The organism is Thioalkalivibrio halophilus, from assembly GCF_001995255.1.
GTDB lineage: Bacteria > Pseudomonadota > Gammaproteobacteria > Ectothiorhodospirales > Ectothiorhodospiraceae > Thioalkalivibrio > Thioalkalivibrio halophilus.
Genome location: NZ_MUZR01000067.1, coordinates 1 through 22,864 on the forward strand (window position 1 = coordinate 1; position 22,864 = coordinate 22,864).

Here is a 22,864-nt window from a genome sequence, read left to right on the forward strand (position 1 = left end):
GAAATTAGACCAGCTCACGTTGGGTAGGAGGCCGGCCCTCCGGCCGATGTTGGCGGTGGGTCGGTCCCGGCCGTCGGGGCATCGGTTGGGCCTGATCGGCGAGGGGGCTCGCCTCCTACGGGGGTGTGGATTGGTGCCCGTTCGGTAGGAGGCCGGCCCTCCGGCCGATGTCGGCGGTGGGTCGGCCCCGGCCGTCGGGGCACCGGTTGGGCCTGATCGGCGAGGGGGCTCGCCTCCTACGGGGGTGTCGATTGATGCCCGTTCGGCAGGAGGCCGGCCCTCCGGCCGATGTCGGCGGAAGGTCGGCCCCCGGTCATCGGGGCACCGGTTGGGCCTGGTCGGCGAGGGGGCTCGCCTCCTACGGGGGTGTGGATTGGTGCCCGTTGGGTAGGAGGCCGGCCCTCCGGCCGATGTCGGCGGAAGGTCGGCCCCCGGTTGGCCCCGGTCGAAGCAGCTTAGTCGGCCGCAACCACGCCGCAGTCGTCGATCGGGGCGCCGATGTCACCGGAGGAAGCGGTGGTCAGACTGAAGGCTTCTCCGGACCCGACAGCGATGTTGAACTGACTGCCATCCCAGTCGTCGACCAGGCCCGTTGCGTCGCCACATTCATCGATCGCTACACACTGATCGTTCTCCATCGCGCAGGCCCCGACGTTGATCGTGTTGGCCGAACTCAGGTTGCTGGCCTGGGCCTGGAGCGTGCGCTCTTCGGCCTCATCGGAAAAATCGATGAAGCGCGGGGCGGCGACGGCGGCCAGTACGCCGATGATGATCAGCACGATGACCAGTTCGATCAGCGTGAAGCCGCTGCTGTGGCGGGCCTGTGAGAGGCGGGCGGGGTTATGCATGATGTTGCTCCCTTGGGATGTCCTTGAATGAGGGGCGCGCGATGGTGCCGACGCCGGTGTATGTCCGAAACCTAACACTGTGTGTGACGCAGTTCCAGAAATCGAGTTGACACGCATCAACAGTCCCGGTCAAAGGGCCGCGCCGGCCAGGTCCCACATGGGCAGGAAGATCGCAAGCGCGAGCACCAGCACCATCGCGCCCACGATGCTGATGAGGATCGGCTCGAGGGCGCTGGAGAGGTTCTTCAGTTCGTAGTCGACCTCCTGCTCGTAGAAGCGGGCGACCTCCTCCATCATGTCGTCCACCTGGCCAGTCTCCTCGCCGACGGCGATCATCTGCAGCACCAGCGGGGTGAACAGGCCGGTTCCGGCGGCGGCCCGGCCCAGGGATTCGCCGCGCTCCAGGGCCTCGCGCATGTGGACCACGCGATCGGCGACCCAGGCGTTGTCCACGGCGCGGCCGATGGAGTCCAGGCCCTCCAGGATTGGCACGCCGGAGCGTGTGGCCATGGTCAGGGCGCGGGCGAAACGCGCCAGCAGGGCCCGTTCCAGGATGGACCCGATCACCGGTAGGCGCAGCTTGATCCGGTCCCACCACAGGCGGCCGTCACCGCTGCGGGTGTACTGGCGGAACCCGAGGACCGCGGCCACCATGCCCCCGAGCATCCACGCCCAGTAGTCCAGGGTGAACGCCGAGGTGGCCATCAGGATGCGGGTGGGCAGCGGCAGCTCGGCATCGAAGCGCTCGAACATGCCGGCGAAGGCGGGGATGACTACCACGTTGATGATCGCAATGGCGGCGAGGATGGCGGTCATCACGAAGATCGGGTAGCGGGTGGCCTGCTTGATCTGCTGGCGGGTCTCGCGCTCGCGTTCCAGGTAGAAGCTGAGTTGCTCGAAGGTCTCTTCCATGCGCCCGGTGTCCTCGCCCATGCGCACCATGTTGATCAGCAGCGCGGGGAAGACGGCGGAGTGCTCGCGCATGGCCGCGTGCAGTTCGCGGCCGGCCTCCAGCGATTCGGCGATGCCGCGCAGGGCGGCGGAGAGGCGGGCGTTGTGGGTGGTCTCGGCGATGCCCTGCAGCCCCCGGACGATGGGCACGCCGGCGCGGGTCAGGCTGTGCATCTGACGACAGAAGAGTTCCAGATCCTCGTGGCGCGGGCGCCCGCCCCGCATGCGCAGGCCCGCGCCTGTCCCTTCGCCGGAGGGATCGGTGACCGATTCAATCCCTACCGGCGGGGTGCCGCCGGCGTTCAGCCGCCGGGCCAGTGCGGCGGCGTTCTCCGCCTCTGCCCGTCCGCTTTCGGTGCGGCCGTCCGGCGTACGGATGCGGTAGTCGAACAGGGGCATGGCGGCTCACTCCCGCAGCGGGGCGTCCGGCAGGACCAGGCCCGGATCGTCGTCGCCGGAGTCGGGGTCTTCCTCGGTCGGCGGGGCCGGGGTGTCCGTCTCCGGTTCCGTGCCCTGCGCGGCCCCCGTGGCCCCCGGGTTGCCGATGTCATCATCCAGGCGGGCGGATTCGCCGGCGATGCGCAGCACCTCGTCCAGCGGGATCAGTCCCTGGCGGGCATAGTCCAGGGCCACCTGCCCCAGCGGGCGGAAACCGCGCGCCAAGCGGGCGGCGTCGGCGAAGCCCTGATGGTCGTTGGTGCGCAGCGCGGCGGCCATGTCGCCGTCGATTTCCAGCAGTTCGTAGATGCCGATCCGGCCGGAAACCCCGGTGTTGTTGCAGCGGTTGCAGCCGGTGCCGCGCTGCCAGCGCGCGGGGGCCTCCGGGCGGTCGTCCAGCGGTTCCAGCGCGGCCAGCATGCGCGGGTCCGGTTCGTGGGGCTCGGCGCACTCCGGGCAGACCCGGCGCGCCAGGCGCTGGGCCAGCACGCCGATGACCGAGGGCGCCAGCAGGTACCCTTCCACGCCCATGTCCAGCAGGCGGATAGGAGTGGAGATGGCGTCGTTGGTGTGCAGTGTGGACAGCACCAGATGGCCGGTGAGCGCCGCGCGTACGCCGATCTCCGCGGTCTCCTGGTCGCGCATCTCGCCGACCAGCACGATGTCCGGGTCCTGGCGCAGGGCGGTGCGCAGCACGCGGGGGAAGTCCAGCCCGATGCGCGCGTTCACCTGCACCTGGCAGATCCGGGGCAGGCGATATTCCACCGGGTCCTCGACGGTGATGATCTTCTTCTCCGGATCGTTGAGCTCGCGCAGGGCGGAGTACAGCGTGGTGGTCTTGCCGGAACCGGTGGGGCCGGTTACCAGGATCACCCCGTGCGGGTCGCGCAGCAGGCGCCGCAGCGGTTCCAGCACGTGCTTCGGCATGCCCAGGCTGTCCAGTGACAGCACGCCGGTGGACTGGTCGAGCAGGCGCATGACCACGGATTCGCCGTTCTGCAGCGGCAGGGTGGACACGCGGACGTCGATGGAACGGTCGCGCACGCGGATGTTGAAGCGGCCGTCCTGTGGCAGGCGCCGCTCGGAGATGTTGAGCCCGGCCATGATCTTCAGGCGCGAGACCAGGGCCCCGGCGATCTGGCGCTCCTTGAACTCGTGTTCGTGCAGCACGCCGTCGATGCGCTGGCGCACGCGCAGCACCCGGTCGTCGGGTTCGATGTGGATGTCCGAGGCGCCGGTCTGGATGGCGTCCTCGAACAGGGTCTGCAGCAGACGGACCACCGGGGCGTCCACCTTCATCTCCGCCTCCACCAGCTGGTCGAGGTCGTAGTCGCTGCGCGAGAGCTCCTCGGACAGCTCCTCGGCGACCCGCGAGATCGCCTCGGTATGGCGGAAGACCCGGTCCAGGGTGGCCAGCAGGTCGTCTTCGGCGACCACCGCGATCTGCGGGCGCTGGCCGAGCTGGCGGGTGATTTCGTCCTGGGCGAACAGGTCGGTGGGATCGGCCATGGCCACCAGGATGCCGTCGCGACCCTCGGACAAGGGCAGGGCGCGCAGGCGTCGAGCCAGGGTCTCGGGAAGCTTGCGCGCGACTTCCGGGTCGAACTGGTAGCGCCGCAGGTCGACCTGCGGGACCTGCAGCTGGTCGGCCAGCACCTCGACGATCCGGTGACGGTCGACCAGTTCCATGTCCACCAGCACCTGCCCCAGCTTGCGTCCGCTCTCCTTCTGCCGCTTGAGCGCCTGTTCCAGCTGGCTCTCGTCGATGTACCCGTAGTCGATCAGCAGATCACCGATGCGGATGCGGCGCATCTGTTCCTGCAGCGCCCCGGCAATGTCCTCCTGGGTGCAAAGACCCATGTCCGTGAGGACACGCCCCAGCTTGCGGCCGGAATCGCGCTGTTCGTCCAGGGCCTGCTGCAGCTGTTCCTCGGTGATGACCCCGGTATCGACCAGGGTCTCGCCCAGGCTGCGCGTGCGGCGAGGGGCCGGCGCCCTGGTCGCCGCTCCGGTGTCGGAGGGCGTGTCGGATTCGCGGGGCGGCCGGTCCTGGTCGCCGGATTCCGGCTTGCGGAAAAAACGCATGGAGCTTCCTCGTAAGGCCGCCCGGTGCGGCATTGGGACGGCGAATCCGTGACAGGTTGCCCAAACCCGGGCGCTGCGACAACCTTGCGGTCTCCCGGGAGTGACCTCCTCCGTGGCCTCCGGCGTGCGCGCCTGTCGGCTATTCTCCTGTTATATTCCGAGATATCCGTCGCAATTCGAGTCTTGCATGAGCCCGCGTCCGCCGCCCGCCCCGATGGCCGGATTCACCCTGTTCGAGCTGGTGCTCGTGCTGCTGGTGCTCGGCGTGCTGGCCGTGGTGGCCATCCCGCGGATCCCGGCCGGCTTGCTGGGGTCCGCGCCCGACCTGCAGGCCGCGGAGGACCAGCTGGTCGGCGATCTGCGCCAGGCGCGCGCCGGAGCCATGGTCTGCGGGCATAACCGGGCCGTGGCGGTGGATTTCAACGGGGGGCAGTGGACCATGGACGGCGCCCGTAACTGTCTGGCCGCCAGCCTGAGCGGCCCGCGCAATATCTCGGGCGTGTCCGTCTCGGGTTCCGGCTTCGAGTTTCGCTATCCCTTCGGTGCGCTGGATCCGGACGCTGACGTGCCTCTGAGCCTCGCCGGTGGCGGGGAATCGCGCACGGTTTGTGTGCGGGCGCTCACCGGGGCCGTCGAACGAGGGGGGTGCTGAATGATCGATCGACCGGGGACCGGAGCGCGCGCCGCCGGACATCGCTTCCGCGGCCTGACCCTGATCGAGCTCGTGGTGGCGCTGGTGATCATCGCGGTGGCGATGGCCGGGCTGGCCGGGACCTTCGCCCTGCTGACCGGCGTGGCGGGCACCGAGGACGCGGAGCAGTACGCGCGCGAGGCACGCGGCTGCGGCGAGGCCCTGCTGGCGGTCCACGATGGACCGGGGCTGGATCTGCAGACGCAGTGCGGAATCAGCGATGACCCGGATGCCTGGGCCGAGGAGGATTCCGCGGGGGCCGACGTGCTGGCCGGCGCCTGTCGGGACGACGTGGACCTGGAGGTTTCATGTCGGGTGATACCCGCGGCGGATGTCCCGGAGGACAACCCGCTCAGCCAGGTCGAGATCCGCCGGGCCGGCGGCGGCATGCCCGTGCTGTTCCTGCAGTTCCCGCGCGAGGACGATGGATGATGCGCCGCCGCGGGTTCACGCTGCTGGAGCTGGTGCTGGTGCTGATCATCCTCGGGGTGATCGGCGTGGCCGCCGCGCGCTTCCTGGGCGGGGCCGTGGAGGCGATCTTCGTCACGCGCGAGCTGACCGATACCCAGATGGAGTCCGGAGCGGCGCTGGATCGTATGGCGCGGGATCTTCGCGGAGCAGTGAGCGTGGATGATTGCGCGGCAGGTTCTTTGACCCTCAATGGCGGCGACCTCGAATACGTGCGAACCAACGGGCGGCTGGAGCTGAACGGCGTGCTGCTGGCGGGCACCCCCGAGGATCCTGTGGACCGGTTCGACTGCACGCCGACCGATGTCGGCCGCCTGTACGCCCTGGAACTGGAGACCGAGAGTGGCTATGTCGCGCAGACCCATGCCTATCACCGGCGCTGAAAACGCGCCCGCGATCCCGCGCGGCCAGCGCGGCAGCCTGCTGCTGGTGGCCCTGCTGCTGGTGGTGCTGGTGGCCGCCATCGCCGTGGGGGCCGCGTCGCTGGTGGGGTCCGGCGCGGCCACCGGCGCCGACCGCGTGCTGGGGGAAAAGGCCCTGTTCGCGGCCCAGAGCGGGATCCTGCGCATCAGCGAGGGCGGGCTTTCGTGTGACGAGGCCCCGCACGGGGTCGGGGAAGGGGCATGGTTTTACTGCACCCCGCCCGGCGACGCCGAATGCGGGGGGGACAATCGTTCCCGGGTGCGCGGCTGGGCCGGCGCCGAAGTCGAGGAAGATGCCCCCGCCGTGCACAACATCTGCGTAAACCTCGCTGCGGCCGGAGGCGCGGGTCCGCCCTCCGAATGCGCCGAGGAGGATCCGGCCTGGACCTGTGCGTTTGATGATGGGGTTGTACCTCCCGGTGGCGGGCCGGGCTCCGATTTCGAAAATCTCTATGTAGCGGAAGACGTTACGATTCAGGGTGGAGGTAATCGGACCGTGGAGGGCGAGGCCTGCTTTGCGGACGGAGCAGAGGTGAATGGCAAGCTGACCTTTGAGGGCAACGTCTACTGGGAGACCGAGGAAAACACCAGCGGCGGATCCAGCGACTACGAAGCCTGCGTCTACGTGGCAGGCGAGCTGGATGACGACCTCAGCAGCGATGACTGTGACGGGGAGTCGACGCTGGATGCCTGGTGCCCGTACGGGGACACCGGCGGCTCCGGCTGGGGCTATTCGGACTGAGACGGGCCCCGGATACCGAAGGCGGGGTCGCGGGTTCCCGCTCCCCGCCGCCGGTTCCTGAGGCGCGCTGAACGGAAGGGTAAGCCCCGAACTTACATCTCCAGGGTGCGGTGGTCCACGCCTTCCCAGTCGCGCATACGCTCGCGGCTGCGCCGGATCTCGTCTTCCCAGGCCTCGCCGTCGTCGTCGACCACCACGGGGCGCAGCAGGATGACCAGTTCGTTCTTGCGCTGCTCCTGGCGGGTGTGGCGGAACAGGCCCCCCAGTACCGGCAGGTCGCTCAGCAGGGGCGTGCTGGCGATGATCTCCTCGGTGGTGTCCTGCATCAGCCCGCCGATCACGATGACCTGACCGTTCTCGGCGCGCACCACGCTGTCCGATTCGCGGATGGACGAGCTGGCCAGCGGGAACGAGTATTCCCGGCCGTCGAAGCGGAAGCTGGTGACCTGTTCGCGCACCTCGCTGACGCTCGGCCGGACGTGGAGGATGACGTCGCCGCTGCCGGCGACCTGGGGCGTGACGTCCAGGGCCACGCCGTCGAACAGCGGGGAGAACGTGGGATCCGGAAGCAGGCGGTCGGTGCGGGCGTCGCCGGTCCCCGTGCTCTCGGTACGCAGCTGGAAATCGGTGATGTAGGTGCTGTCGTCCCCGACCTTGATCACCGCCTTCTGGTTGTTGACGGTGGAGACCCGCGGGCTGGACAGGACGGTGAGGTCCCCCTGGGTTTCCAGCAGTTCGAGGAAGGCGTTGAACCCGGTACCGCTGTAGGCCGCGGTCAGGATACCGCCCAGGGCCTCGAACTGGCCTCCGGTGACCTCGCCGATGGTCCCGATGTCGCCCTCGATCGGCGTCCGTCGGGAATCCGCCAGGGATCCGGGGCTGGCCTGCCCGATCCGCAGTTCGCCGCCGGCGATCTGGTTGAGGCGTGACCAGTTGATCCCGGCCTCGAATTCCGATCCGAGCGCCACTTCGACGATCTTGGCCTCGAGGATGACCTGACGCTGCGCGGATTCCTGTACGGCGTCGAGGAACCCGGCCACGTCGCGGAGTTCGTCCGGGCGCGCACGCACGGCGATCACGCCGGTGTTGGGGCTGGCCACCACCCGGCGGCCCTCGCGGTCGTTCCCCTCTTCGCCCAGCACCAGCATCTCCAGGGAATCGCGCAGGTCACCCCAGAAATGCGATTCGGAACTGGTGCGGATGGTCGTCCCCGAGGTCTCCGGCTCGTCCTCGTCGGCGGCGAGCTGTCCGGCGCTGACCTGCAGGCCGGTCTGACCCTCGCGGTTGACGTTCAGGTAGTCCACGAAAAAGGTGCGGGTCTGCAGGCCGGCGGGCCCGACGCGAAAGGTGGAGCCGCGGCGGGTGATCGCGTAGCCGTGGGTCTCCTCGACGATCTCCAGGATCTCCGGCACGGTCACGGCGTTGAGCTGCAGGCTGATGCGGCCCTCCACCTTGGGGTGCACGACCATGCCGTAGGCGGTGTCCTCCACCAGCGTGTAGAAGAATCCGCGGGCCTCGGCATCCTCCACGCGCAGGTCGAACACCGGCTCGTCGGGGGGGATGTCGGGCTCCGCGAGCGGCGGCTCCCCGGTGTCGCGGGCCGCCGGTTCCGGGGGCGGGGTCGGGATGGGCCGGGGCACCGGCCGTTCCATGTCCTCCAGGCTCTGCTGGGTGCGATCGCGTGCATCCGAGCCCAGTTCGCCGGGGGCGGCGCAGCCGCCGAGGAAGGCGATGGCGGGGGTGAGCAGCAGCCAGGGCAGGGCCGGGAGCCGGATCATGGGTGTCTCCTGAGTTCCATTTCGACAGGGGGGGTAACGGACAGACGGTGCTCTTCGCCATCGGTGGTGCGAACCACGATACCCCGGGGTTCGATGTGCAGGATCTCGGCGCGGTCGACCGTATCGCCGATATGCACCTCACTCTCGCGGCCATCCGGGTCTTGAACCCGGGCCACGTTCCGGTCGCCCTGCAGCCGCACCATGATGACACGGAGCTCCGCGAGGCGGGTGTCGGGTTCTTCGCGGGCTTCGGCGGCGTCGGGAGCGGGGTCCGGGACGGCAGCCGGCTCGGGCGCGGTGAGTACTGCGGGCAGTCGGGTGGGGTCGGCCAGTTCTTCCGCCACAGCGGAAGAGGCCCCCCAGGCCGGGAAAAGCCCGCAGGCGAGGATCGCCGGCATCAGGAGGGAGCACCGATTCATGGCGTGTCCTCCAGCCCGTCCAGGTCCATGGCGTCCATTGCCAGGCGCAGCCGGGGCGTGCCATCCACCAGGGTCAGTTCGGTGTCGCCCCACAGCCACAGCACCGGCATTGCCTCCAGATGGCGTATGTAACGCAGGAGGCTCAGGTAGTCGCCGGTCATCGCCAGCTCGATGCGGTGGCTGCGGATGCGGATGCCGGAATCCTCTCCGCGCGTCATGGTTTCGGGACTGCGGCGAACCAGGGTGTCCAGCCGGATGTTCCCGCGCTCCGCCAGCAGTTCGCGCAGCAGTCGTGCGGTGCGGTCGGGGCCGAGGAGATCCTGCGCGGCGGTCTGCAGGCGCTGTTCGATCTCCGCAGCCTGTTCCCGTGCCTCGCGTTCGCGTTGCCGGAACATCTGCAGCGGGTCGTCCTGTACGGCGATCTCGCCGGTCTGTTCCAGCAGGGTCCGGGTGTCGGTACGGGTCTGTTCGATGCGCTCGTCGAGCTCTGCCAGGCGCTGCTCCTGAGGGACCACCGCGAACTGAAAGATCAGCAGGAACGGCGTCAGCAGCACGGCGCCGTAAAGCAGCAGGCGTTCGCGCCCGGAGAGCGCGCGAACGCGTGTATCCAGCGACTCCAGGGCGGCTGCGACGGGCATCTTCAACGGGGTGTCCTCCCGGGCCGGAAGACGAACCTCAGCGTGTCTTCCCCGGCGTGCAGTTCGAACTCGGGCTCGCCCTCGTGTGCGCCCGTTTCTCCGAGTACTTCCAGATAGGGCGGCAGGTCATCGGCCCGCAGGGCGCGGCCCTCGATCGCGAGTTCGCCGGTGTCGCCGTCGATATGCATGCGCTCGATCCAGATGTTCGTGGCCTCGGGGCGGGCCGCCGCCCGGGCCAGACCGGTCAGGGGTTCCGCCGGGGCGGAGGCACGGGCCTGGTCCAGACGGGCCTGCAGCAGCGCCTCGGCTTCCGCCAGTTGTTCGCGGCGAAGTTCGGCCCGTTCCGCGGCGGCCTGTTCCGAACGAACCTCGGGTGTGTCGCGCAGGTCCCGGAGTTCCATCAGGCGTTCCTCGGCCGCCTGCTGTTCTGCGCGTGCCGAGGCCAGCTCCTCGGCGCGTTCCTGTGCCGCCCGGTATTCCACTGTCCACAGGAACAGACCCAGCAGCAGCGAGACCGCGAACAGGAGCAGCAGGCGCCAACGCGGTGGCCATTCGCGGCGGAGGTCGAGTTCTTCCCGATACAGGTCGAGGCTCTGGTGCATGTCAGCCGCCTCCGGCAGCGTTTTCCGGGGGCGGGGCGGGAGATGGCCCCGGTGGGCCGAACGCCGCGCCCAGTGCGCGGGCGCAGCCGGCTCCGCCTGCCGGCAGGCCCTCCGCAAAGCGGCTCAGCGGGATCCAGCGGGCTTCCATCCGGAGCTGGCTGCTCAGGTAACCGAGGGCCTCGTCCTCCACCGGCATGTCCCCCATCACCGCCAGGTTCCGGATCGGCGGCAGGGCGAAGTGGCCGTCGTAGTAGTCCAGCGCACGCTGGATCTCCAGCAGCAGCGTGTCCGGGCCGCCAGCGCCGTCGTCATCGATGGCCACGTCCACGTGCCGCGCCACGAACAGGTGGGTGCCGTACACCAGCAGGATGGTGGCGGAGCGGGCTCGCGCGTACAGGAGCACCAGGCCGCTGACTGCCTCGGGCAGTCGTGCCGCAAGATTGCGCAGGGCGAGTTCCGGGAGCCCGACGCTGGCCACGCGCAGGCCGGCCCGGCGCACCGAGTGAATGGCCCGGCGCACGTGGTCCGCCGGGGCTACGGCCGCGAACACCATGGGTTTTCCGTGGTGGCTGACCCCGTCGCCCATCGGGCAGAAATCGATGACCGCGTGGGTGACGTCGAAGTCGACCAGGTCCGCGACCTGCCAGCGGATCGCTTCGCGCCGTTCTGCTTCCGGGACATCGGGCTGCTCCGTGGGCAACAGACGGAAGGTCCCCTCGTCCAGGACGAGATGCGCGGAATGGCGGCCCAGCCGCTGGCGGCGGACGGTCTGTTCCAGGGCGTCCGGGTCCTCGTGGGTGTCGCAGTACGCCGCATCCGGTTCGACCCGCGCGAGCCCGAAGCCCCGGTCGTGGCAGGCAAGACCCAGGCATCGGGGGGTGCGGTCCCGGAAGCGGCCGAGCAGTCCTTTCATGTGTGGGTGTCCGATCGGGTAATGGGCCCGTTGCGCCGGTCGCGGACGGCGACTGGCCACAATTATGTGACGCAGTTTGCAGTATTTCGAGGGTGCTTGTCTTCCCTGCGGGCCGGGATCCCGGGGCGGATCGGCAGGAGGCCGGCCCCCCGGCCGATGTTGGCGGTGGGTCGGTCCCGGCCGTCGGGGCATCGGTTGGGCCGGATCGGCGAGGGGGCTCGCCTCCTACAAGGGGGGTGTCGATGGGTGCCCGGTTGGTAGGAGGCCGGCCCTCCGGCCGATGTCGGCGGTGGGCCGGCCCCCGGTCGTCGGGGCACCGGATGGCCTGGTCGGTGCGCTACCCGGAAGCGGGGCTATTGCAGCACTTTCTCCTGGAAGGCCTTGAAGCCGCCTTCCATGAAGTAGTAATCCTCGATGCCGTACTCTTCCAGGGTGTACTGGAACGCCTTGATTTCGTGCCCGGTGATGTCATAGATGAGCAGCGGAGTATCGGAAGTGCGGGCCTGTTCCAGATAGTCCTCCAGGGCTTCGGTGTCCCCCGCCGGGATGTTGGTCTCGGAATTGAGGAACAGCCCGATCTGGTCCTGCTCGAACGGGCGCCGGATGTCCAGCACCCGGGCATTGTCACGCTGCGCGCGCTCGGAGAACTCCATCGGCGGCAACAGGCGCTCGCGGAATTCGTTGAAGTCGATCAGATCGGCCCGTTCGATCGGCGCCTCCCCGAACAGGGCGGTGTCCTCGGGGTAATGCTCGGCCCAGTCGAAGATGCCGTAATCCATGGCCATGGCGTCGTCGAAGCCGGCGGCCTTCATGCGTTCCACGGCCTGATAGCTCATGAAACAGGTATGGCCCCGGCAGTAGAAGGCGACCGGCTTGTCCGGGTCCTCTTCGTGGATCTCGAGCACCTTGTCGACGAAGTCCTCGTCGTCGATGCTCACGTGCCGTGCGCCGTCGATGCGCAGGGTTTCGTATTCGTAGCGCGTGCGCACGTCGATGACGTGGACCTCGTCGCGGGCATATTTCGCCGCCAGCTCGTCGAGATCCAGGGCGTCCACGTAGAAATAGATGGAGCGCCCCGGCGGTTCATACCCCTCGGCCTCGGGATTGAGCTCCATGTCACCGGGCTCTGCGGTGTCCCCGGTGCTGGCGGCAGCCTGACCGGAGAGTGCCAGAAGGCCGGCGGAGAACAGGGCGAGAGTAAGGCGAGAGGGCTTGAAAAACATGGCGAACTGCTCCATGAGAGGTTAACCGCTCCCACTCTAGACCCTTCAGCGTGTGGTTTCTACTCCGGGCCGTTTCTTTCGCGTGGCTGGAATGCCAGGACCGCGGAATTGATGCAGTAGCGCAGTCCCGTGGGCGGCGGACCGTCCGGAAAGACATGCCCCAGGTGCGAGTCGCAGGTGGCGCAGCGCACCTCGGTCCGTTCCATGCCCAGCGAGGCGTCGCGGTGTTCGGAAACGGCCTCGGCGGTGACCGGCGCGGTGTAGCTGGGCCACCCGCTGCCGGAATCGAATTTCGTCGTGCTGTCGAACAGCGCGGCGCCGCACACCGCGCAGTGATAACGACCGGAGGCCTTGTGGTCGTGGTATTCGCCTGTGAACGGCGGCTCGGTGCCCGCCTGGCGGGCGATGCGGTACTGCTCCGGGGTGAGGCGCCGGCGCAGTTCGTCTTCGTCGACGGGGGTGTCGGGATGCGGGTGGTCGGTCATGTTCGGTGCCTCCGCGGAAATTAGTGTTATCTTGCGAGCCGGTTCCACCAGCGAAGCGAATGGCCACGGGCGAGGAGACCATATTGAGCTGTCCGGACTGTGAACGCATCAACGTCCTTCCGACCGGTGCGGGGACTCTCTACCTTGCGCCGGTGCTGGCGCATACCCGTGCCACTCTGCGCCAGCGGCTGATCGAGGAGCGCTTCCCCTGCAGCGAACCGGCTTCGGGGATCCTGGCGGTGGCCGTGGATCCGGAGCACGACCTGGGGGCGACCCTGTCGCGTCTCGACGAGGCCCTGAGCCATTCGGAGCAGAACGGGTGCCGCGCGACCTTCGTCCCCGACGGCGAACGCTTCGGCGTGGAGCACCTGCAGGATACGCATCTGCTGTCCACGCTGATCGCCCGGCACAATGCGCGCGATCTGGCGGCCATACTCGCCAGCGATGCCCTGGACTTTCATTTTCAGCCCATCGTGCATGCGGCCCGGCCGGATCAGGTGTTCGCCTGGGAGGCGCTGGTGCGGGCCAGCTCGCCGGCGGGGGAGTTGATCCCGCCGAACATCCTGTTCGATCAGGCACGGGCGGCGGAGATGATGTTCCACCTCGATCGCGCGGCGCGTATCAATGCGATCCGCCGTGCGACCGAGCGCGGAATCCGCGACCAGCTGTTCATCAACTTCAATCCCACCGCGATCTACGACCCGGCGTTCTGTCTCGAGACAACGGTGCGCGAGATCCGGGGTATCGCGCCGGATGTCCCCGCCCCCGCGGGCTTCGTGTTCGAGGTGATCGAGAGTGACCAGATTACCGACACCGAACACCTGCGACGCATTATCGATCGCTATCGCAACGCCGGTTTCCGGGTCGCCCTGGATGATCTCGGCGCGGGCTATGCGTCGCTCAACCTGCTGTCGCAGCTGCGACCGGACTTCGTGAAGATCGACCGCGAGCTGGTCCGCGGCATCGACGCCGACGAATATCAGCAGAAGATCCTCGGCAAGATCATCGAACTGGCGCGCGAGCTGGACATCCGTATCGTGGCCGAAGGGGTCGAGACCGCGGGTGAATGGCGCTGGCTGCGTGATCGGGTCGATTACTGTCAGGGCTTTCTGTTCGCGCGCCCGGCGGCCGAGCCACCGGCACCGGTGCATCCCGATCCCGAGGTGCCGTAGGAGGCCGGCCCTCTCGCCGATCAGGCCCATCCGGTGCCTCGACGGCTGAGGCCGACCTCCCGCCGACATCGGCCGGAGGGCCGGCCTCCTACGGGGTGTCGATGGGTGCACGGTCGGCAGGGGGCCGACCTCCTGCGGGTTGTGGAGGCGTCCATGTGCACATCGGACCGGGCTTCACTAAACTGAGGACCATGACGACTCTGCCGCATGATGCCCGCAATCCCACGCTGGAAGCGGCCGCCCAGCTGCTGCGTGATGCCGAAGTGCGCTATCAGGGGCGCACCGTCGGCACGGTGGCCAGCCTCGACAGCCGCGCCCCGGCGGAAAACTATGCCGACTGCTTCATCCGTGACTTCGTGCCCTCGGGGCTGGTCTATCTGCTGCACGACGAACCCGAGGTGGTGCGCGATTTCCTCGGCCTGATCCTGCGCATCCGCGATACCCAGGAGGAGATCGAGGGTCACCGTCGCCTGCCCCGGGTGATGCCGGCCAGCTTCCGCGTGGTGACCGACCCGAAGGGGCGCGAGACCCTGGCCGCCGATTTTGGTGACCGCGCGATCGGCCGCGTGGCTCCGGTAGACTCGATGATGTGGTGGGTGCTGCTGGCGCGGGCCTACCAGAACCGGACCGGTGACCACGAGTTCATCAAGTCGCCGGACGTGCAGCGCGGCATCCGGTTGATCCTCAGCATCTGCCTGCAGGACCGCTTCGAGGTCTTCCCGACCCTGCTGGTGCCGGACGGCAGTTTCATGATCGACCGGCGCATGGGGGTCTACGGGCATCCGCTGGAGATCCAGGCGCTGTTCTACGGCATGCTCAAGGCGGCGCTGGCGATGCTGGAGCCCTGCGATACCGATTCCGAGCAGCTGTGTGAACAGTCCGCGATCCGTGCCCGCCAGCTGGCCGACTATATCCGCCACTACTACTGGCTGGACCTGGAGCGGCTGAACGCCATCCATCGCTATCGCACCGAGCATTTCGGCCACGAATCCGAGAACGCGCTCAACATCTATCCCGAGAGCATCCCCGACTGGCTGGTGGACTGGATCCCCTCGGAGAGTGGTTATCTGGTCGGCAACCTGGGGCCGGGGCGCATGGATTTCCGTTTCTTCAGTTTCGGCAATCTGCTGGCGGTGCTGTTCGGGCTGGCGGACGAACACGAGTCGCGCCTGATCATGCAGACCTTCGAGCAGCGGTTCGAGGACCTGATCGGTACCATGCCGGTCAAGATCTGCTACCCGGCGATGATGGGCGAGGAATGGCGCCTGCTCACCGGGTCCGACCCGAAGAATACCCCCTGGTCGTATCACAACGGCGGCAACTGGCCGGCGCTGCTGTGGGCCTTTACCGGGGCGGCGATGCGCGTCGGGCGGCCGGATCTCGCCCGCAGCGTGCATGCGGTGGCGGCCGAGCGGCTCCACCGGGATGACTGGCCGGAATACTATGACGGGCGCCATGGCCGCCTGATCGGGCGCCGGGCGAACTATCGCCAGACCTGGTCGGCGACCGCGGTGCTGCTGTCCCAGGCGATGATCGATAACCCCGAAACCCTGTCACTGTTCGACAGTCCGGAGCCGGAGACCCCATGAAAAAGACTCAGAGCAAGGCCCGTCAGGGCGAAGGCCTTTATCTTGTTCTGATCAGCGTGCATGGCCTCATCCGGGGCGAAAATCTGGAACTCGGACGCGACGCCGATACCGGCGGCCAGACCCTTTACGTGGTCGAGCTTGCCCGCGCCCTGGCGCGGCACCCGCAGGTGGGGCGGGTGGACCTGCTGACCCGGCGCGTGGTCGACAGCCGGGTCGACGATGACTATGCCGAACCGGTGGAGGATCTGGGCGATGGTGCCCATATCGTGCGCCTGGACAGCGGCCCGAAGCGCTACCTGCGCAAGGAAAAGCTCTGGCCGTATCTCGACTGCTTCGCCGACAACGCCCTGGCGCATATTCGCCGGGTGGGTCTGCGCCCGGACGTGGTCCACGGCCATTACGCCGATGCCGGGCAAGTCGCGGTGCGGCTGTCCAATCTGCTGGGCGTGCCCATGCTGCAGACCGGGCATTCCCTGGGGCGGGTCAAGCGGGAGCGCCTGCGCGAGAGCGGCCTGTCCGAGAAGGACATCGAATCACGCTACAACATCTCCACCCGTATCCATGCCGAGGAGGAGGCCCTGGCGCACGCCCACCGGGTGATCGCCAGCACCCGCCAGGAGGTGGACGAGCAGTACGCCACCTACGACAACTACCAGCCCGAGCGCATGGAGGTGATCCCGCCGGGGACCGACCTCGAACGCTTCCACCCGCCGAAACGCGGTGAGCGCAAACCGCCGATCTGGCCCGAGATCCGGCGTTTCCTGCAAAAGCCCGACCGGCCGCTGATCATGGCGCTGTCGCGCGCCGACGAGCGCAAGAACATCCGCGGCCTGGTGGATGCCTATGCCGGTAACGAATGGCTGCGCGAGAACGCCAATCTGCTGATCGTGGCCGGTAACCGCGACGACATCCGCGATCTGGAAAAGGGCGCGCGTGAGGTCCTGACCGATCTCCTGCTGCGCATCGACCGCCACGACCTGTATGGCAAGGTGGCCTGTCCCAAGCACCACGGATCGGATGACGTGCCGGATCTCTATCGCCTGGTCGCGTCCACCCGCGGGGTGTTCGTGAACCCGGCGCTGACCGAGCCGTTCGGCCTGACCCTGATCGAGGCGGCGGCCAGCGGTGCGCCCATCGTGGCCACCAACGACGGCGGCCCGGAGGAGATTATCTCGCGCTGCCACAACGGACTGCTGATCGACCCGCAGGATCCCGAAGGCATCGCCGACGCCATCCAGGCGATCCTGGCCGACCGGCCGCGCTGGCAGCGCTACTCGCGGGACGGGCTCAAGGGCGTGCGCAAGCACTATTCCTGGGACGGCCATGCGGAGAAATACGTTCGCCTGCTGCGCTCGCTGTCGCGCGAGGTGCGCCAGGTGCGGCACGAACAGCGCCAGGTATCCGGCCGGCTGGCGAACGTGGACCGCGCGGTGATTACCGATATCGACAACACCCTGCTGGGCGACACGAAGGCGACCCGGGCCTTTGTCGCCTGGCTGCGGCGCAACCGCAAGCGGGTCGCCTTCGGCGTGGCCACCGGGCGCCGCATCGATTCCGCCGCCGCGGTGCTGGAGGAACACGGCGTGCCGATGCCGGACGTCTGGATCACCTCGGTGGGCAGCGAGATCCACTACGGGTCCGAACAGACCCCGGATCGTGGCTGGGCCCGGCACATCAGCCATCGCTGGGAGCCGGAGCGCCTGCGCGAGGCGCTGGACGCGGAGTCCGGCCTGGTGCCTCAGCCCGATATCGACCAGCGCTCGCACAAGGTCAGCTATTTCGTCGAACCGCCCGGCACCCTCGACGTGGAAACCATCGAGACCCGGTTGTACCGGGCCGATCTGCATGCCCACGTGATCTATTCCCACGAGCGCTTCCTGGATCTGCTGCCGGTGCGGGCCTCCAAGGGCCTGGCGGTGCGCTACTTCGCCGACAAGTGGGGCATCCCGCTGGAGCATGTACTGGTCGCCGGCGATTCGGGCAACGACGAGGACATGCTGCGCGGGCGCCTGCTGGGCGTGGTGGTGGGTAACCACCAGCCCGAACTGCAGTCTCTGCGTGGCTTCAAGCGGATCTGCTTTGCCCGCGCCACGCACGCGCGCGGCATCCTCGAGGGGATCGAGCACTTCGATCTGCTCAATCGCTGCGATGTCCCCACGGGTGACGGCAGCGGCTGAGGTTACGGGACTGGCAGCAGCAGTGCGATGCCGGTGAGGACCGTGACCACCTCGAACGCGCGTTTGACCAGGCGGTTGCCGTAGCGGATCGCCAGCGTGGCGCCCAGATAGCCGCCGATGAAGCTGCCGAGGAGCAGCGCCGGCAGCCAGTCCCACTGCACCGTGCCGAAGGTGCCCAGCATCAGCGCGCCGGCACCATTCCACACCAGACCCACCAGGACCATGGTGTAGCCGACGGCCTCGGTGTAGCTCATGCCGTACCAGCGCACCAGCCACAGCGTGACCATCAGGCCGGTGCCCGAGGCCAGCGAACCGTTGAGGATGCCGATCACGAACAGCCCGGCGGCACCGATCAGCGCGTGATTGAGGCTGTCGGAGATGATCCGGCGCGTCTGTCCCAGCTGCGGGCGCCGCCAGGAATACCAGCCCAGAGCGACGGTCAGCAGGCCCAGGGCGATCTCCCCGGCGCGTGGCGGGATCTCCAGCACCAGCCAGGCCCCCAGCAGTACGCCCGGTACGCCGGCCCCCAGGATGACCCCTAGTCGAGCCGGGGAAAATGTGCTTTCCTTCACATGTCGCAGGCCAGCGCCCGCCCCCAGGGCCACCGTGGCGATCTTGTGAGTCGCCAGGGCCACGGGGTAGGGCAGGCCAAGGAAGATCAGGGCGGGCAGCTGCAGCAGCCCGGCCCCACCGCCCGCCAGCGCAGAGAATCCGTTGGCGATGAGGGCCACGAGCGCGAGCCCGAGATGCTCGAGGATGGACATGAGAGTAAGCGGACCAATGTACGGGAACGGGATGGGTGTCGGGGTGCTGCTCGGCGCGCTGGCCATGCTGCTGGCCATGCCGGTGGCACCGGCGGTGGCCGGCGACATCCATCGCTGGGTGGATGATGACGGCACGGTGCATTTCTCGAACACCCCGCAGCCGGAGGCCAGCGACCGCGAGCGGCAAGTGTACGACCGCCAGGGCTTCGTGCGCGAGGTGGTGCCGGCCCCGCCCACCGCCGAGGAACGCGAGGCCGCGGCCGAGGAACGCCGGCGCGCCGAGCAGGCGCAGGAGTCGGGTGAGGGTAATGCCAGCAGCCAGGCGGCCCGCAAGCGCCAGCTGGAGCGGGCCTACGATTCGCTCGACGAGATCGAACGCCAGCGTGAACGGCGTGTACAGGCGCTGGAGAACAACATCCGCCTGAGTGAACGTCAGGCCGAGCGGCTGGAGCGTGAGCGGGACCGCATCGAGGAACAGAAGAGCCGCAATCGGGATGATCCCGGCCTCCAGCAGCGCTATTCCAGCGAGCTGGAGGACGTTCGCGGGCGTCTGGAGCGCGAACGTTCCTACCTGGATCGCCAGCAGGCCCGTATCGACGATATGAACGCGCAGTTCGACGCGGACGCCGAGGATTTCCGCGAGCTGGTCCTGGAGGAGGACTGAGCGCACCCCGCCGCGCCGTGCCCGGGCGCGGCGGGTCAGCGGCTGATCAGGGTGCCCACGCCCTCGTCGGTCAGCAGTTCCAGCAGCACCGCGTGCTCCACCCGGCCGTCGACGATGTGGGTGGCGTTCACGCCGCTGCGCACCGCATCCAGGGCACAGCGGATCTTGGGGATCATGCCGCCATGGATGGTCCCGTCACGGATCATCTCGTCCACCTGCGGGGCCGAGAGCTTCGGCAGCAGCGTGCCGGCGCCGTCCAGCACCCCGGGGGTGTTGGTCAGCAGGAACAGCTTCTCCGCGTCCAGCACTACCGCGAGCTTTTCCGCCGCGGTATCGGCGTTGATGTTGTAGGCGCGCCCCTCGCGGTCGAAGCCGATGGGCGCGATCACCGGGATGAAGCTGCTGTGGTCGAGGGTATGCACGATGGCCGGATCCACGCCTTCCACCTGACCGACATGGCCCAGATCCACGTCGGGATCCTCGCCGCGCAGCGGCGTGGCGCGGATCATCTGCCCGTCCTTGCCGGTCAGGCCCACCGCGCGGCCGCCGTAACGGTTGATCAGGGACACGATCTCCTGGTTGACGATCCCGCCGAGGACCATCTGCACCACGTCCATGGTCTCGCGGTCGGTCACCCGCAGGCCGTCGACGAACTCCGATTTCTTGCCGAGGCGGTCCAGCAGGTCACCGATCTGCGGGCCTCCACCATGGACCACCACCGGGTTCACGCCCACCTGCTTGAGCAGCACGATGTCGCGCGCGAAGCTCGCCTTCAGGTGGTCCTCGGTCATCGCGTTGCCGCCGTACTTGATGACGATGGTCTTGCCTGCGAAGCGCTGGATGTAGGGCAGCGCCTCGATCAGGACATGGGCGACGGAATGGGCGGTGTCGGTGTCCATGGCTGGAGGTCCGGTTGACGTTCGGGGGGCGGAGTTTATCACCCGGCGCGGGGCCGGGGTGCGGGCGAACGGCGTCAGCGCTGGCCGGATGAACCGAAGCCGCCGGCACCGCGCTCGCTTTGCTCGAAGTCATCGACCACGCGGAACCGCGGCTGCAGTACCGGCACGATGACCAGCTGCGCGATGCGGTCGCCGACGTCGATGGAGATCGGTGCATCACTGCGGTTCCAGGCGGAGACCATCAGCGGGCCCTGGTAGTCGGCGTCGATCAGTCCGACCAGGTTGCCCAGCACCAGGCCCTTCTTGTGGCCCAGGCCCGAGCGCGGGAGGATCATGCCGGCGTAGCCCGGGTCGGCGATGTGCACCGCCAGTCCGGTGGGCAGCAGCTCGGCTTCGCCGGGGGCCAGGTTCAGCGGTTCTTCCAGCATGGCGCGCAGATCCACGCCGGCGGAGCCCTCGGTGGCGGGCGCGGGCAGCGGGAAGTCCGTGCCCATGCGCGGATCAAGGACCTTCAGATCGATTTCCGGGGCGGGCATGCGTCAGTTTCCTTGGGTCGGAGAGGGGTTGGCCGGGTGCGTCTGCAGGCGCTCGGCGATCAGGGTGATCAGTTCGCGGGCCAGGCGGTCCTTGGGCTGGCGTGGCAGTTCGCGTTCGCCGTCGGGCCACAGGCACAGCAGGCTGTTGTCGCCGTGGCCGAAGCCCCGGCCGCCGTCCACGCGGTTGGCGGCGACCAGATCCAGGCCCTTGGCGACGAGCTTGTCGCGGGCGTATTCCCGCAGATTGCCGGTCTCGGCGGCGAATCCGACCAGCAGCGGCCGCGCTGCAAGTCCGTCGACCCGCCGGGCGACGTCGGCGAGGATGTCCGGGGTGCGTTCCAGTTCCAGCGTCAGGTCTTCGCGGGTCTTTTTCAGCTTCTGCGCGGCCGGGGTGGCGGGCCGGTAGTCGGCCACCGCGGCGGTGGCGATGAACACCTCCGTGCCCTCCAGCGCCTCCAGCACGGCCGCATGCATCTCCGCCGCCGTTTCCACCGCATGCGCCTGCACGCCGGGCGGTACCGCCAGCTCGCAGGGTCCGTGCACCAGGGTGACCCGGGCGCCGGCATCGCGCGCGGCGGCGGCCACGGCAAACCCCATGCGTCCGGAGCTGCGGTTGCCGAGGTAGCGCACCGGGTCCACCGGTTCGCGGGTCGGCCCGGCGGTGATCAGGATACGGCGGCCCTGCAGCGGGCCGGGGGTTGTATCCAGCAGGGCGGAAGTAATGTTCGCCGGTTCCGCCATGCGTCCGGCGCCCTGCTCGCTACAGGCCTGCTCGCCGCTGTCCGGCCCGACGAACCGCACGCCGCGCTCGCGCAGGGTGGTGTGGTTGGCACGGGTCGCCGGGTGCTCCCACATGCGGTGGTTCATCGCCGGGGCCAGGGTAACCGGGGCGGCAGTGGCCAGCAGCAGGGTGGTCAGCAGGTCGTCGGCCAGCCCCTGGGCCATGCGCGCCATCAGGTCCGCGCTGGCGGGGGCGACCACGATGTGGTCGGCCCAGCGCGCCAGGGCGATGTGGTCCATCCCGGACTCCGCTTCGGCGTCCAGCAGATGGGTGCGCACCGGCTCGCCGGACAGCGCCTGGAAGGTCAGCGGGGTGACGAAGGCCTGCGCCCCCGCGGTCATCACCACGCGCACCGCGCAGCCGCGGCGGCGCAGTTCGCGCACCAGCTCGCAGGCCTTGTACGCCGCGATGCCGCCGCTGACCCCCACCAGGATGCGTGGCCCGCCGGAGTCCCCGTCGCTGCAGGTCGTTTGGTTCATCGGGGAGATTCTAACAGCGGGCCCGCCGTCGCGGCTTGCGCGCGTCGGGCGGGCGGGGCAGGATCGAACCGGATACGGACCACAGGGAGGTGGATATGGCCATCACGGACTGGCCGGCGGGCGAGCGCCCGCGCGAGAAACTGCTGGAACGCGGTGCCGCCGCGCTGTCGGATGCCGAACTGCTGGCGATCTTCCTGCGCACCGGTGTGACCGGCAAGAGTGCGGTGGATGTTGCCCGCGACCTGCTGTCCCGCTTCGGCGGGCTGCGCCCGCTGCTGCAGGCCGACGAGGCCGGGTTCTGTGCGGCGCCCGGTCTGGGACAGGCCAAGTACGCCCAGCTTCAGGCCGTGCTGGAAATGGGCCGTCGGCATCTGGAAGCGGATCTGGAGCGCGGCGAGGCGCTGACCTCGCCGGCGGCCACCCGCCGGTTTCTGAGTGCGCGCCTGCGCGACTACCCGTTCGAAGTCTTCGGCGTGCTGTTCCTCGACAATCGCCACCGGGTGCTGGCGTTCGAGGAACTGTTCCGCGGCACCATCGACGGCGCCAGCGTGCACCCGCGCGAGGTGGTGCGGCGGGTACTGCATCACAACGCCGCCGCGGTCATCCTCGCCCACAACCATCCTTCCGGCGTGGCCGAGCCCTCGCGCTCGGATGCGCTGATCACCCGGCGTCTGAGCGAGGCGCTGGCGCTGGTCGACGTGCGTCTGGTGGACCACCTGATCATCGGCGATACCGCCGTGTCGCTGGCCGAGCGCGGTGAACTTTGAGGGTAACCCGCGAGGCATGTATGCATAAAATGGCATCGGATGGCGTACCTGTCTATGCATTGAGGAACGCGGCCGGTCCGGTCGGAGTCGTGGGAGAGGAGCCATGCGGACAACGATCAACATCGACGACGAGTTGCTGGAAGAAGCGCGACGCATGACGGGGGTGACCGAGAAGACGGTCCTCGTTCGGGAAGGCCTGCGGGCGCTGGTGGAACGCGAGAGCGCCCGTCGCCTCGCGCAACTGGGTGGCAGCGAGCCCGACCTGGGGGCGGTTCCCCGCCGGCGCCCGATGGCGGGATGATTCTCGTCGATACCTAGGGAAACACTGATCAA

The 22,864-nt window shown here is 68.6% G+C and carries 24 protein-coding genes; 10 read left to right on the plus strand and 14 right to left on the minus strand.

Translation table 11 applies throughout. The features are described 5' to 3' along the window. Positions 1–455: 455 nt before the first annotated feature. The 3 genes from B1A74_RS13090 to B1A74_RS13100 all read right to left on the minus strand — a co-directional run bounded on the left by B1A74_RS13090 (position 456) and on the right by B1A74_RS13100 (position 4,322). Positions 456–848, minus strand: coding sequence for a prepilin-type N-terminal cleavage/methylation domain-containing protein (locus tag B1A74_RS13090; protein WP_077244885.1), 393 nt, complete (start codon positions 846–848; stop codon positions 456–458). 129 nt (positions 849–977) lie between these two features. Then, on the minus strand, positions 978–2,198 hold the full coding sequence (locus B1A74_RS13095) for a type II secretion system F family protein (RefSeq protein WP_077244886.1): 1,221 nt from the start codon (positions 2,196–2,198) through the stop codon (positions 978–980). A 6-nt stretch (positions 2,199–2,204) separates the two neighbouring features. Then, the gene (locus tag B1A74_RS13100; RefSeq protein WP_077244887.1) at positions 2,205–4,322 is read right to left on the minus strand and encodes a GspE/PulE family protein; all 2,118 of its coding nucleotides are present in this window, start codon (positions 4,320–4,322) and stop codon (positions 2,205–2,207) included. A 187-nt stretch (positions 4,323–4,509) separates the two neighbouring features. On the opposite strand from B1A74_RS13100, the gene B1A74_RS13105 reads away from it, so the two are divergent. The 4 genes from B1A74_RS13105 to B1A74_RS14410 are packed head-to-tail and all read left to right on the plus strand — an operon-like array spanning position 4,510 to position 6,645. After that, on the plus strand, positions 4,510–4,974 hold the full coding sequence (locus B1A74_RS13105; RefSeq protein WP_077244888.1) for a prepilin-type N-terminal cleavage/methylation domain-containing protein: 465 nt from the start codon (positions 4,510–4,512) through the stop codon (positions 4,972–4,974). Then, positions 4,975–5,445 carry a type IV pilus modification PilV family protein gene (locus tag B1A74_RS13110; RefSeq protein ID WP_018946643.1) on the plus strand — a complete coding sequence of 157 codons (471 nt, stop codon included), beginning with the start codon at positions 4,975–4,977 and terminating at the stop codon, positions 5,443–5,445. Further along, entirely contained in the window at positions 5,442–5,864 is a 423-nt protein-coding gene (locus B1A74_RS13115) for a prepilin-type N-terminal cleavage/methylation domain-containing protein (protein ID WP_026288934.1), read from the plus strand. The genes B1A74_RS13110 and B1A74_RS13115 overlap by 4 nt, the downstream gene beginning before the upstream one ends. After that, positions 5,845–6,645 carry a hypothetical protein gene (locus tag B1A74_RS14410; RefSeq protein WP_077244889.1) on the plus strand — a complete coding sequence of 267 codons (801 nt, stop codon included), beginning with the start codon at positions 5,845–5,847 and terminating at the stop codon, positions 6,643–6,645. Before B1A74_RS13115 ends, B1A74_RS14410 begins: the two co-directional genes overlap by 20 nt. Before the next feature lie 92 nt (positions 6,646–6,737). Here the strand turns inward: B1A74_RS14410 and mshL are convergent, their stop codons facing one another. The 7 genes from mshL to msrB all read right to left on the minus strand — a co-directional run bounded on the left by mshL (position 6,738) and on the right by msrB (position 12,703). Further along, positions 6,738–8,423, minus strand: coding sequence for a pilus (MSHA type) biogenesis protein MshL (mshL, locus tag B1A74_RS13125; protein ID WP_077244890.1), 1,686 nt, complete (start codon positions 8,421–8,423; stop codon positions 6,738–6,740). Then, positions 8,420–8,842, minus strand: a complete 423-nt coding sequence (locus tag B1A74_RS13130) for a hypothetical protein (protein ID WP_018946647.1) — start codon at positions 8,840–8,842, stop codon at positions 8,420–8,422. Before B1A74_RS13130 ends, mshL begins: the two co-directional genes overlap by 4 nt. Further along, positions 8,839–9,480 carry a hypothetical protein gene (locus B1A74_RS13135; protein WP_038036088.1) on the minus strand — a complete coding sequence of 214 codons (642 nt, stop codon included), beginning with the start codon at positions 9,478–9,480 and terminating at the stop codon, positions 8,839–8,841. The genes B1A74_RS13130 and B1A74_RS13135 overlap by 4 nt, the downstream gene beginning before the upstream one ends. Before the next feature lie 2 nt (positions 9,481–9,482). After that, complete coding sequence (locus tag B1A74_RS13140; RefSeq protein ID WP_018946649.1) at positions 9,483–10,082, minus strand: hypothetical protein; 600 nt, start codon at positions 10,080–10,082, stop codon at positions 9,483–9,485. A 1-nt stretch (position 10,083) separates the two neighbouring features. Further along, positions 10,084–10,995: a type IV pilus biogenesis protein PilM gene (pilM, locus tag B1A74_RS13145; RefSeq protein ID WP_018946650.1), complete on the minus strand. Its 912-nt coding sequence runs from the start codon at positions 10,993–10,995 to the stop codon at positions 10,084–10,086. Positions 10,996–11,348: 353 nt separating this feature from the next. Continuing rightward, entirely contained in the window at positions 11,349–12,218 is an 870-nt protein-coding gene (locus tag B1A74_RS13150; protein ID WP_244269227.1) for a rhodanese-like domain-containing protein, read from the minus strand. Between the two features lie 59 nt (positions 12,219–12,277). Next, positions 12,278–12,703 carry a peptide-methionine (R)-S-oxide reductase MsrB gene (gene msrB, locus B1A74_RS13155; protein ID WP_077244892.1) on the minus strand — a complete coding sequence of 142 codons (426 nt, stop codon included), beginning with the start codon at positions 12,701–12,703 and terminating at the stop codon, positions 12,278–12,280. An 83-nt stretch (positions 12,704–12,786) separates the two neighbouring features. Here msrB and B1A74_RS13160 point away from each other — a divergent pair, with 83 nt between their 5' ends. The 3 genes from B1A74_RS13160 (at position 12,787) to B1A74_RS13170 (ending at position 17,641) form a co-directional block, all read left to right on the plus strand. After that, entirely contained in the window at positions 12,787–13,875 is a 1,089-nt protein-coding gene (locus B1A74_RS13160; protein ID WP_024329323.1) for an EAL domain-containing protein, read from the plus strand. A gap of 191 nt (positions 13,876–14,066) precedes the next feature. Continuing rightward, positions 14,067–15,464 (plus strand): glycoside hydrolase 100 family protein, encoded by a 1,398-nt coding sequence (locus B1A74_RS13165; RefSeq protein ID WP_018946654.1) that lies wholly within the window; start codon positions 14,067–14,069, stop codon positions 15,462–15,464. Then, positions 15,461–17,641, plus strand: a complete 2,181-nt coding sequence (locus tag B1A74_RS13170) for an HAD-IIB family hydrolase (protein ID WP_077244893.1) — start codon at positions 15,461–15,463, stop codon at positions 17,639–17,641. The genes B1A74_RS13165 and B1A74_RS13170 overlap by 4 nt, the downstream gene beginning before the upstream one ends. A gap of 2 nt (positions 17,642–17,643) precedes the next feature. Here B1A74_RS13170 and B1A74_RS13175 read toward each other — a convergent pair whose 3' ends face one another. Beyond that, the gene (locus B1A74_RS13175) at positions 17,644–18,405 is read right to left on the minus strand and encodes a sulfite exporter TauE/SafE family protein (RefSeq protein WP_077244894.1); all 762 of its coding nucleotides are present in this window, start codon (positions 18,403–18,405) and stop codon (positions 17,644–17,646) included. A 16-nt stretch (positions 18,406–18,421) separates the two neighbouring features. Between B1A74_RS13175 and B1A74_RS13180 the strand changes: the two genes are divergently transcribed. Continuing rightward, positions 18,422–19,069 carry a DUF4124 domain-containing protein gene (locus B1A74_RS13180; protein WP_077244895.1) on the plus strand — a complete coding sequence of 216 codons (648 nt, stop codon included), beginning with the start codon at positions 18,422–18,424 and terminating at the stop codon, positions 19,067–19,069. Positions 19,070–19,104: 35 nt separating this feature from the next. On the opposite strand, the gene argB is transcribed toward B1A74_RS13180, so the two are convergent. From argB to coaBC, 3 genes are all read right to left on the minus strand, one after another. Then, on the minus strand, positions 19,105–19,968 hold the full coding sequence (gene argB, locus B1A74_RS13185; protein WP_024329319.1) for an acetylglutamate kinase: 864 nt from the start codon (positions 19,966–19,968) through the stop codon (positions 19,105–19,107). Positions 19,969–20,042: 74 nt separating this feature from the next. Beyond that, positions 20,043–20,504 (minus strand): dUTP diphosphatase, encoded by a 462-nt coding sequence (gene dut / locus B1A74_RS13190; protein WP_018946659.1) that lies wholly within the window; start codon positions 20,502–20,504, stop codon positions 20,043–20,045. A 3-nt stretch (positions 20,505–20,507) separates the two neighbouring features. Next, entirely contained in the window at positions 20,508–21,764 is a 1,257-nt protein-coding gene (gene coaBC, locus B1A74_RS13195; RefSeq protein WP_077244896.1) for a bifunctional phosphopantothenoylcysteine decarboxylase/phosphopantothenate--cysteine ligase CoaBC, read from the minus strand. A 95-nt stretch (positions 21,765–21,859) separates the two neighbouring features. Between coaBC and radC the strand changes: the two genes are divergently transcribed. Beyond that, positions 21,860–22,531 (plus strand): RadC family protein, encoded by a 672-nt coding sequence (gene radC, locus B1A74_RS13200; protein ID WP_077244897.1) that lies wholly within the window; start codon positions 21,860–21,862, stop codon positions 22,529–22,531. 103 nt (positions 22,532–22,634) lie between these two features. Then, a complete protein-coding gene (locus B1A74_RS13205) occupies positions 22,635–22,832 on the plus strand; it encodes a type II toxin-antitoxin system VapB family antitoxin (protein ID WP_024329316.1) in 198 nt (65 codons plus the stop codon). Positions 22,833–22,864 lie beyond the last annotated feature (32 nt).

What these genes read in the sequence shown, in the direction of transcription:
- argB (WP_024329319.1), bottom strand. Translation starts at nt 19,968, where the DNA reads ATGGACACCGACACCGCCCATTCCGTCGCCCATGTCCTGATCGAGGCG.
- B1A74_RS13180 (WP_077244895.1), top strand. Translation starts at nt 18,422, where the DNA reads ATGTACGGGAACGGGATGGGTGTCGGGGTGCTGCTCGGCGCGCTGGCC.
- B1A74_RS13205 (WP_024329316.1), top strand. Translation starts at nt 22,635, where the DNA reads ATGCGGACAACGATCAACATCGACGACGAGTTGCTGGAAGAAGCGCGA.
- B1A74_RS13105 (WP_077244888.1), top strand. Translation starts at nt 4,510, where the DNA reads ATGAGCCCGCGTCCGCCGCCCGCCCCGATGGCCGGATTCACCCTGTTC.
- B1A74_RS13140 (WP_018946649.1), bottom strand. Translation starts at nt 10,082, where the DNA reads ATGCACCAGAGCCTCGACCTGTATCGGGAAGAACTCGACCTCCGCCGC.
- msrB (WP_077244892.1), bottom strand. Translation starts at nt 12,703, where the DNA reads ATGACCGACCACCCGCATCCCGACACCCCCGTCGACGAAGACGAACTG.
- B1A74_RS13165 (WP_018946654.1), top strand. Translation starts at nt 14,067, where the DNA reads ATGACGACTCTGCCGCATGATGCCCGCAATCCCACGCTGGAAGCGGCC.
- B1A74_RS13115 (WP_026288934.1), top strand. Translation starts at nt 5,442, where the DNA reads ATGATGCGCCGCCGCGGGTTCACGCTGCTGGAGCTGGTGCTGGTGCTG.
- B1A74_RS13135 (WP_038036088.1), bottom strand. Translation starts at nt 9,480, where the DNA reads ATGCCCGTCGCAGCCGCCCTGGAGTCGCTGGATACACGCGTTCGCGCG.
- B1A74_RS13130 (WP_018946647.1), bottom strand. Translation starts at nt 8,842, where the DNA reads ATGAATCGGTGCTCCCTCCTGATGCCGGCGATCCTCGCCTGCGGGCTT.
- mshL (WP_077244890.1), bottom strand. Translation starts at nt 8,423, where the DNA reads ATGATCCGGCTCCCGGCCCTGCCCTGGCTGCTGCTCACCCCCGCCATC.
- coaBC (WP_077244896.1), bottom strand. Translation starts at nt 21,764, where the DNA reads ATGAACCAAACGACCTGCAGCGACGGGGACTCCGGCGGGCCACGCATC.
- B1A74_RS14410 (WP_077244889.1), top strand. Translation starts at nt 5,845, where the DNA reads ATGCCTATCACCGGCGCTGAAAACGCGCCCGCGATCCCGCGCGGCCAG.
- B1A74_RS13110 (WP_018946643.1), top strand. Translation starts at nt 4,975, where the DNA reads ATGATCGATCGACCGGGGACCGGAGCGCGCGCCGCCGGACATCGCTTC.
- B1A74_RS13095 (WP_077244886.1), bottom strand. Translation starts at nt 2,198, where the DNA reads ATGCCCCTGTTCGACTACCGCATCCGTACGCCGGACGGCCGCACCGAA.
- B1A74_RS13090 (WP_077244885.1), bottom strand. Translation starts at nt 848, where the DNA reads ATGCATAACCCCGCCCGCCTCTCACAGGCCCGCCACAGCAGCGGCTTC.
- B1A74_RS13100 (WP_077244887.1), bottom strand. Translation starts at nt 4,322, where the DNA reads ATGCGTTTTTTCCGCAAGCCGGAATCCGGCGACCAGGACCGGCCGCCC.
- B1A74_RS13175 (WP_077244894.1), bottom strand. Translation starts at nt 18,405, where the DNA reads ATGTCCATCCTCGAGCATCTCGGGCTCGCGCTCGTGGCCCTCATCGCC.
- pilM (WP_018946650.1), bottom strand. Translation starts at nt 10,995, where the DNA reads ATGAAAGGACTGCTCGGCCGCTTCCGGGACCGCACCCCCCGATGCCTG.
- radC (WP_077244897.1), top strand. Translation starts at nt 21,860, where the DNA reads ATGGCCATCACGGACTGGCCGGCGGGCGAGCGCCCGCGCGAGAAACTG.
- dut (WP_018946659.1), bottom strand. Translation starts at nt 20,504, where the DNA reads ATGCCCGCCCCGGAAATCGATCTGAAGGTCCTTGATCCGCGCATGGGC.
- B1A74_RS13170 (WP_077244893.1), top strand. Translation starts at nt 15,461, where the DNA reads ATGAAAAAGACTCAGAGCAAGGCCCGTCAGGGCGAAGGCCTTTATCTT.
- B1A74_RS13150 (WP_244269227.1), bottom strand. Translation starts at nt 12,218, where the DNA reads ATGTTTTTCAAGCCCTCTCGCCTTACTCTCGCCCTGTTCTCCGCCGGC.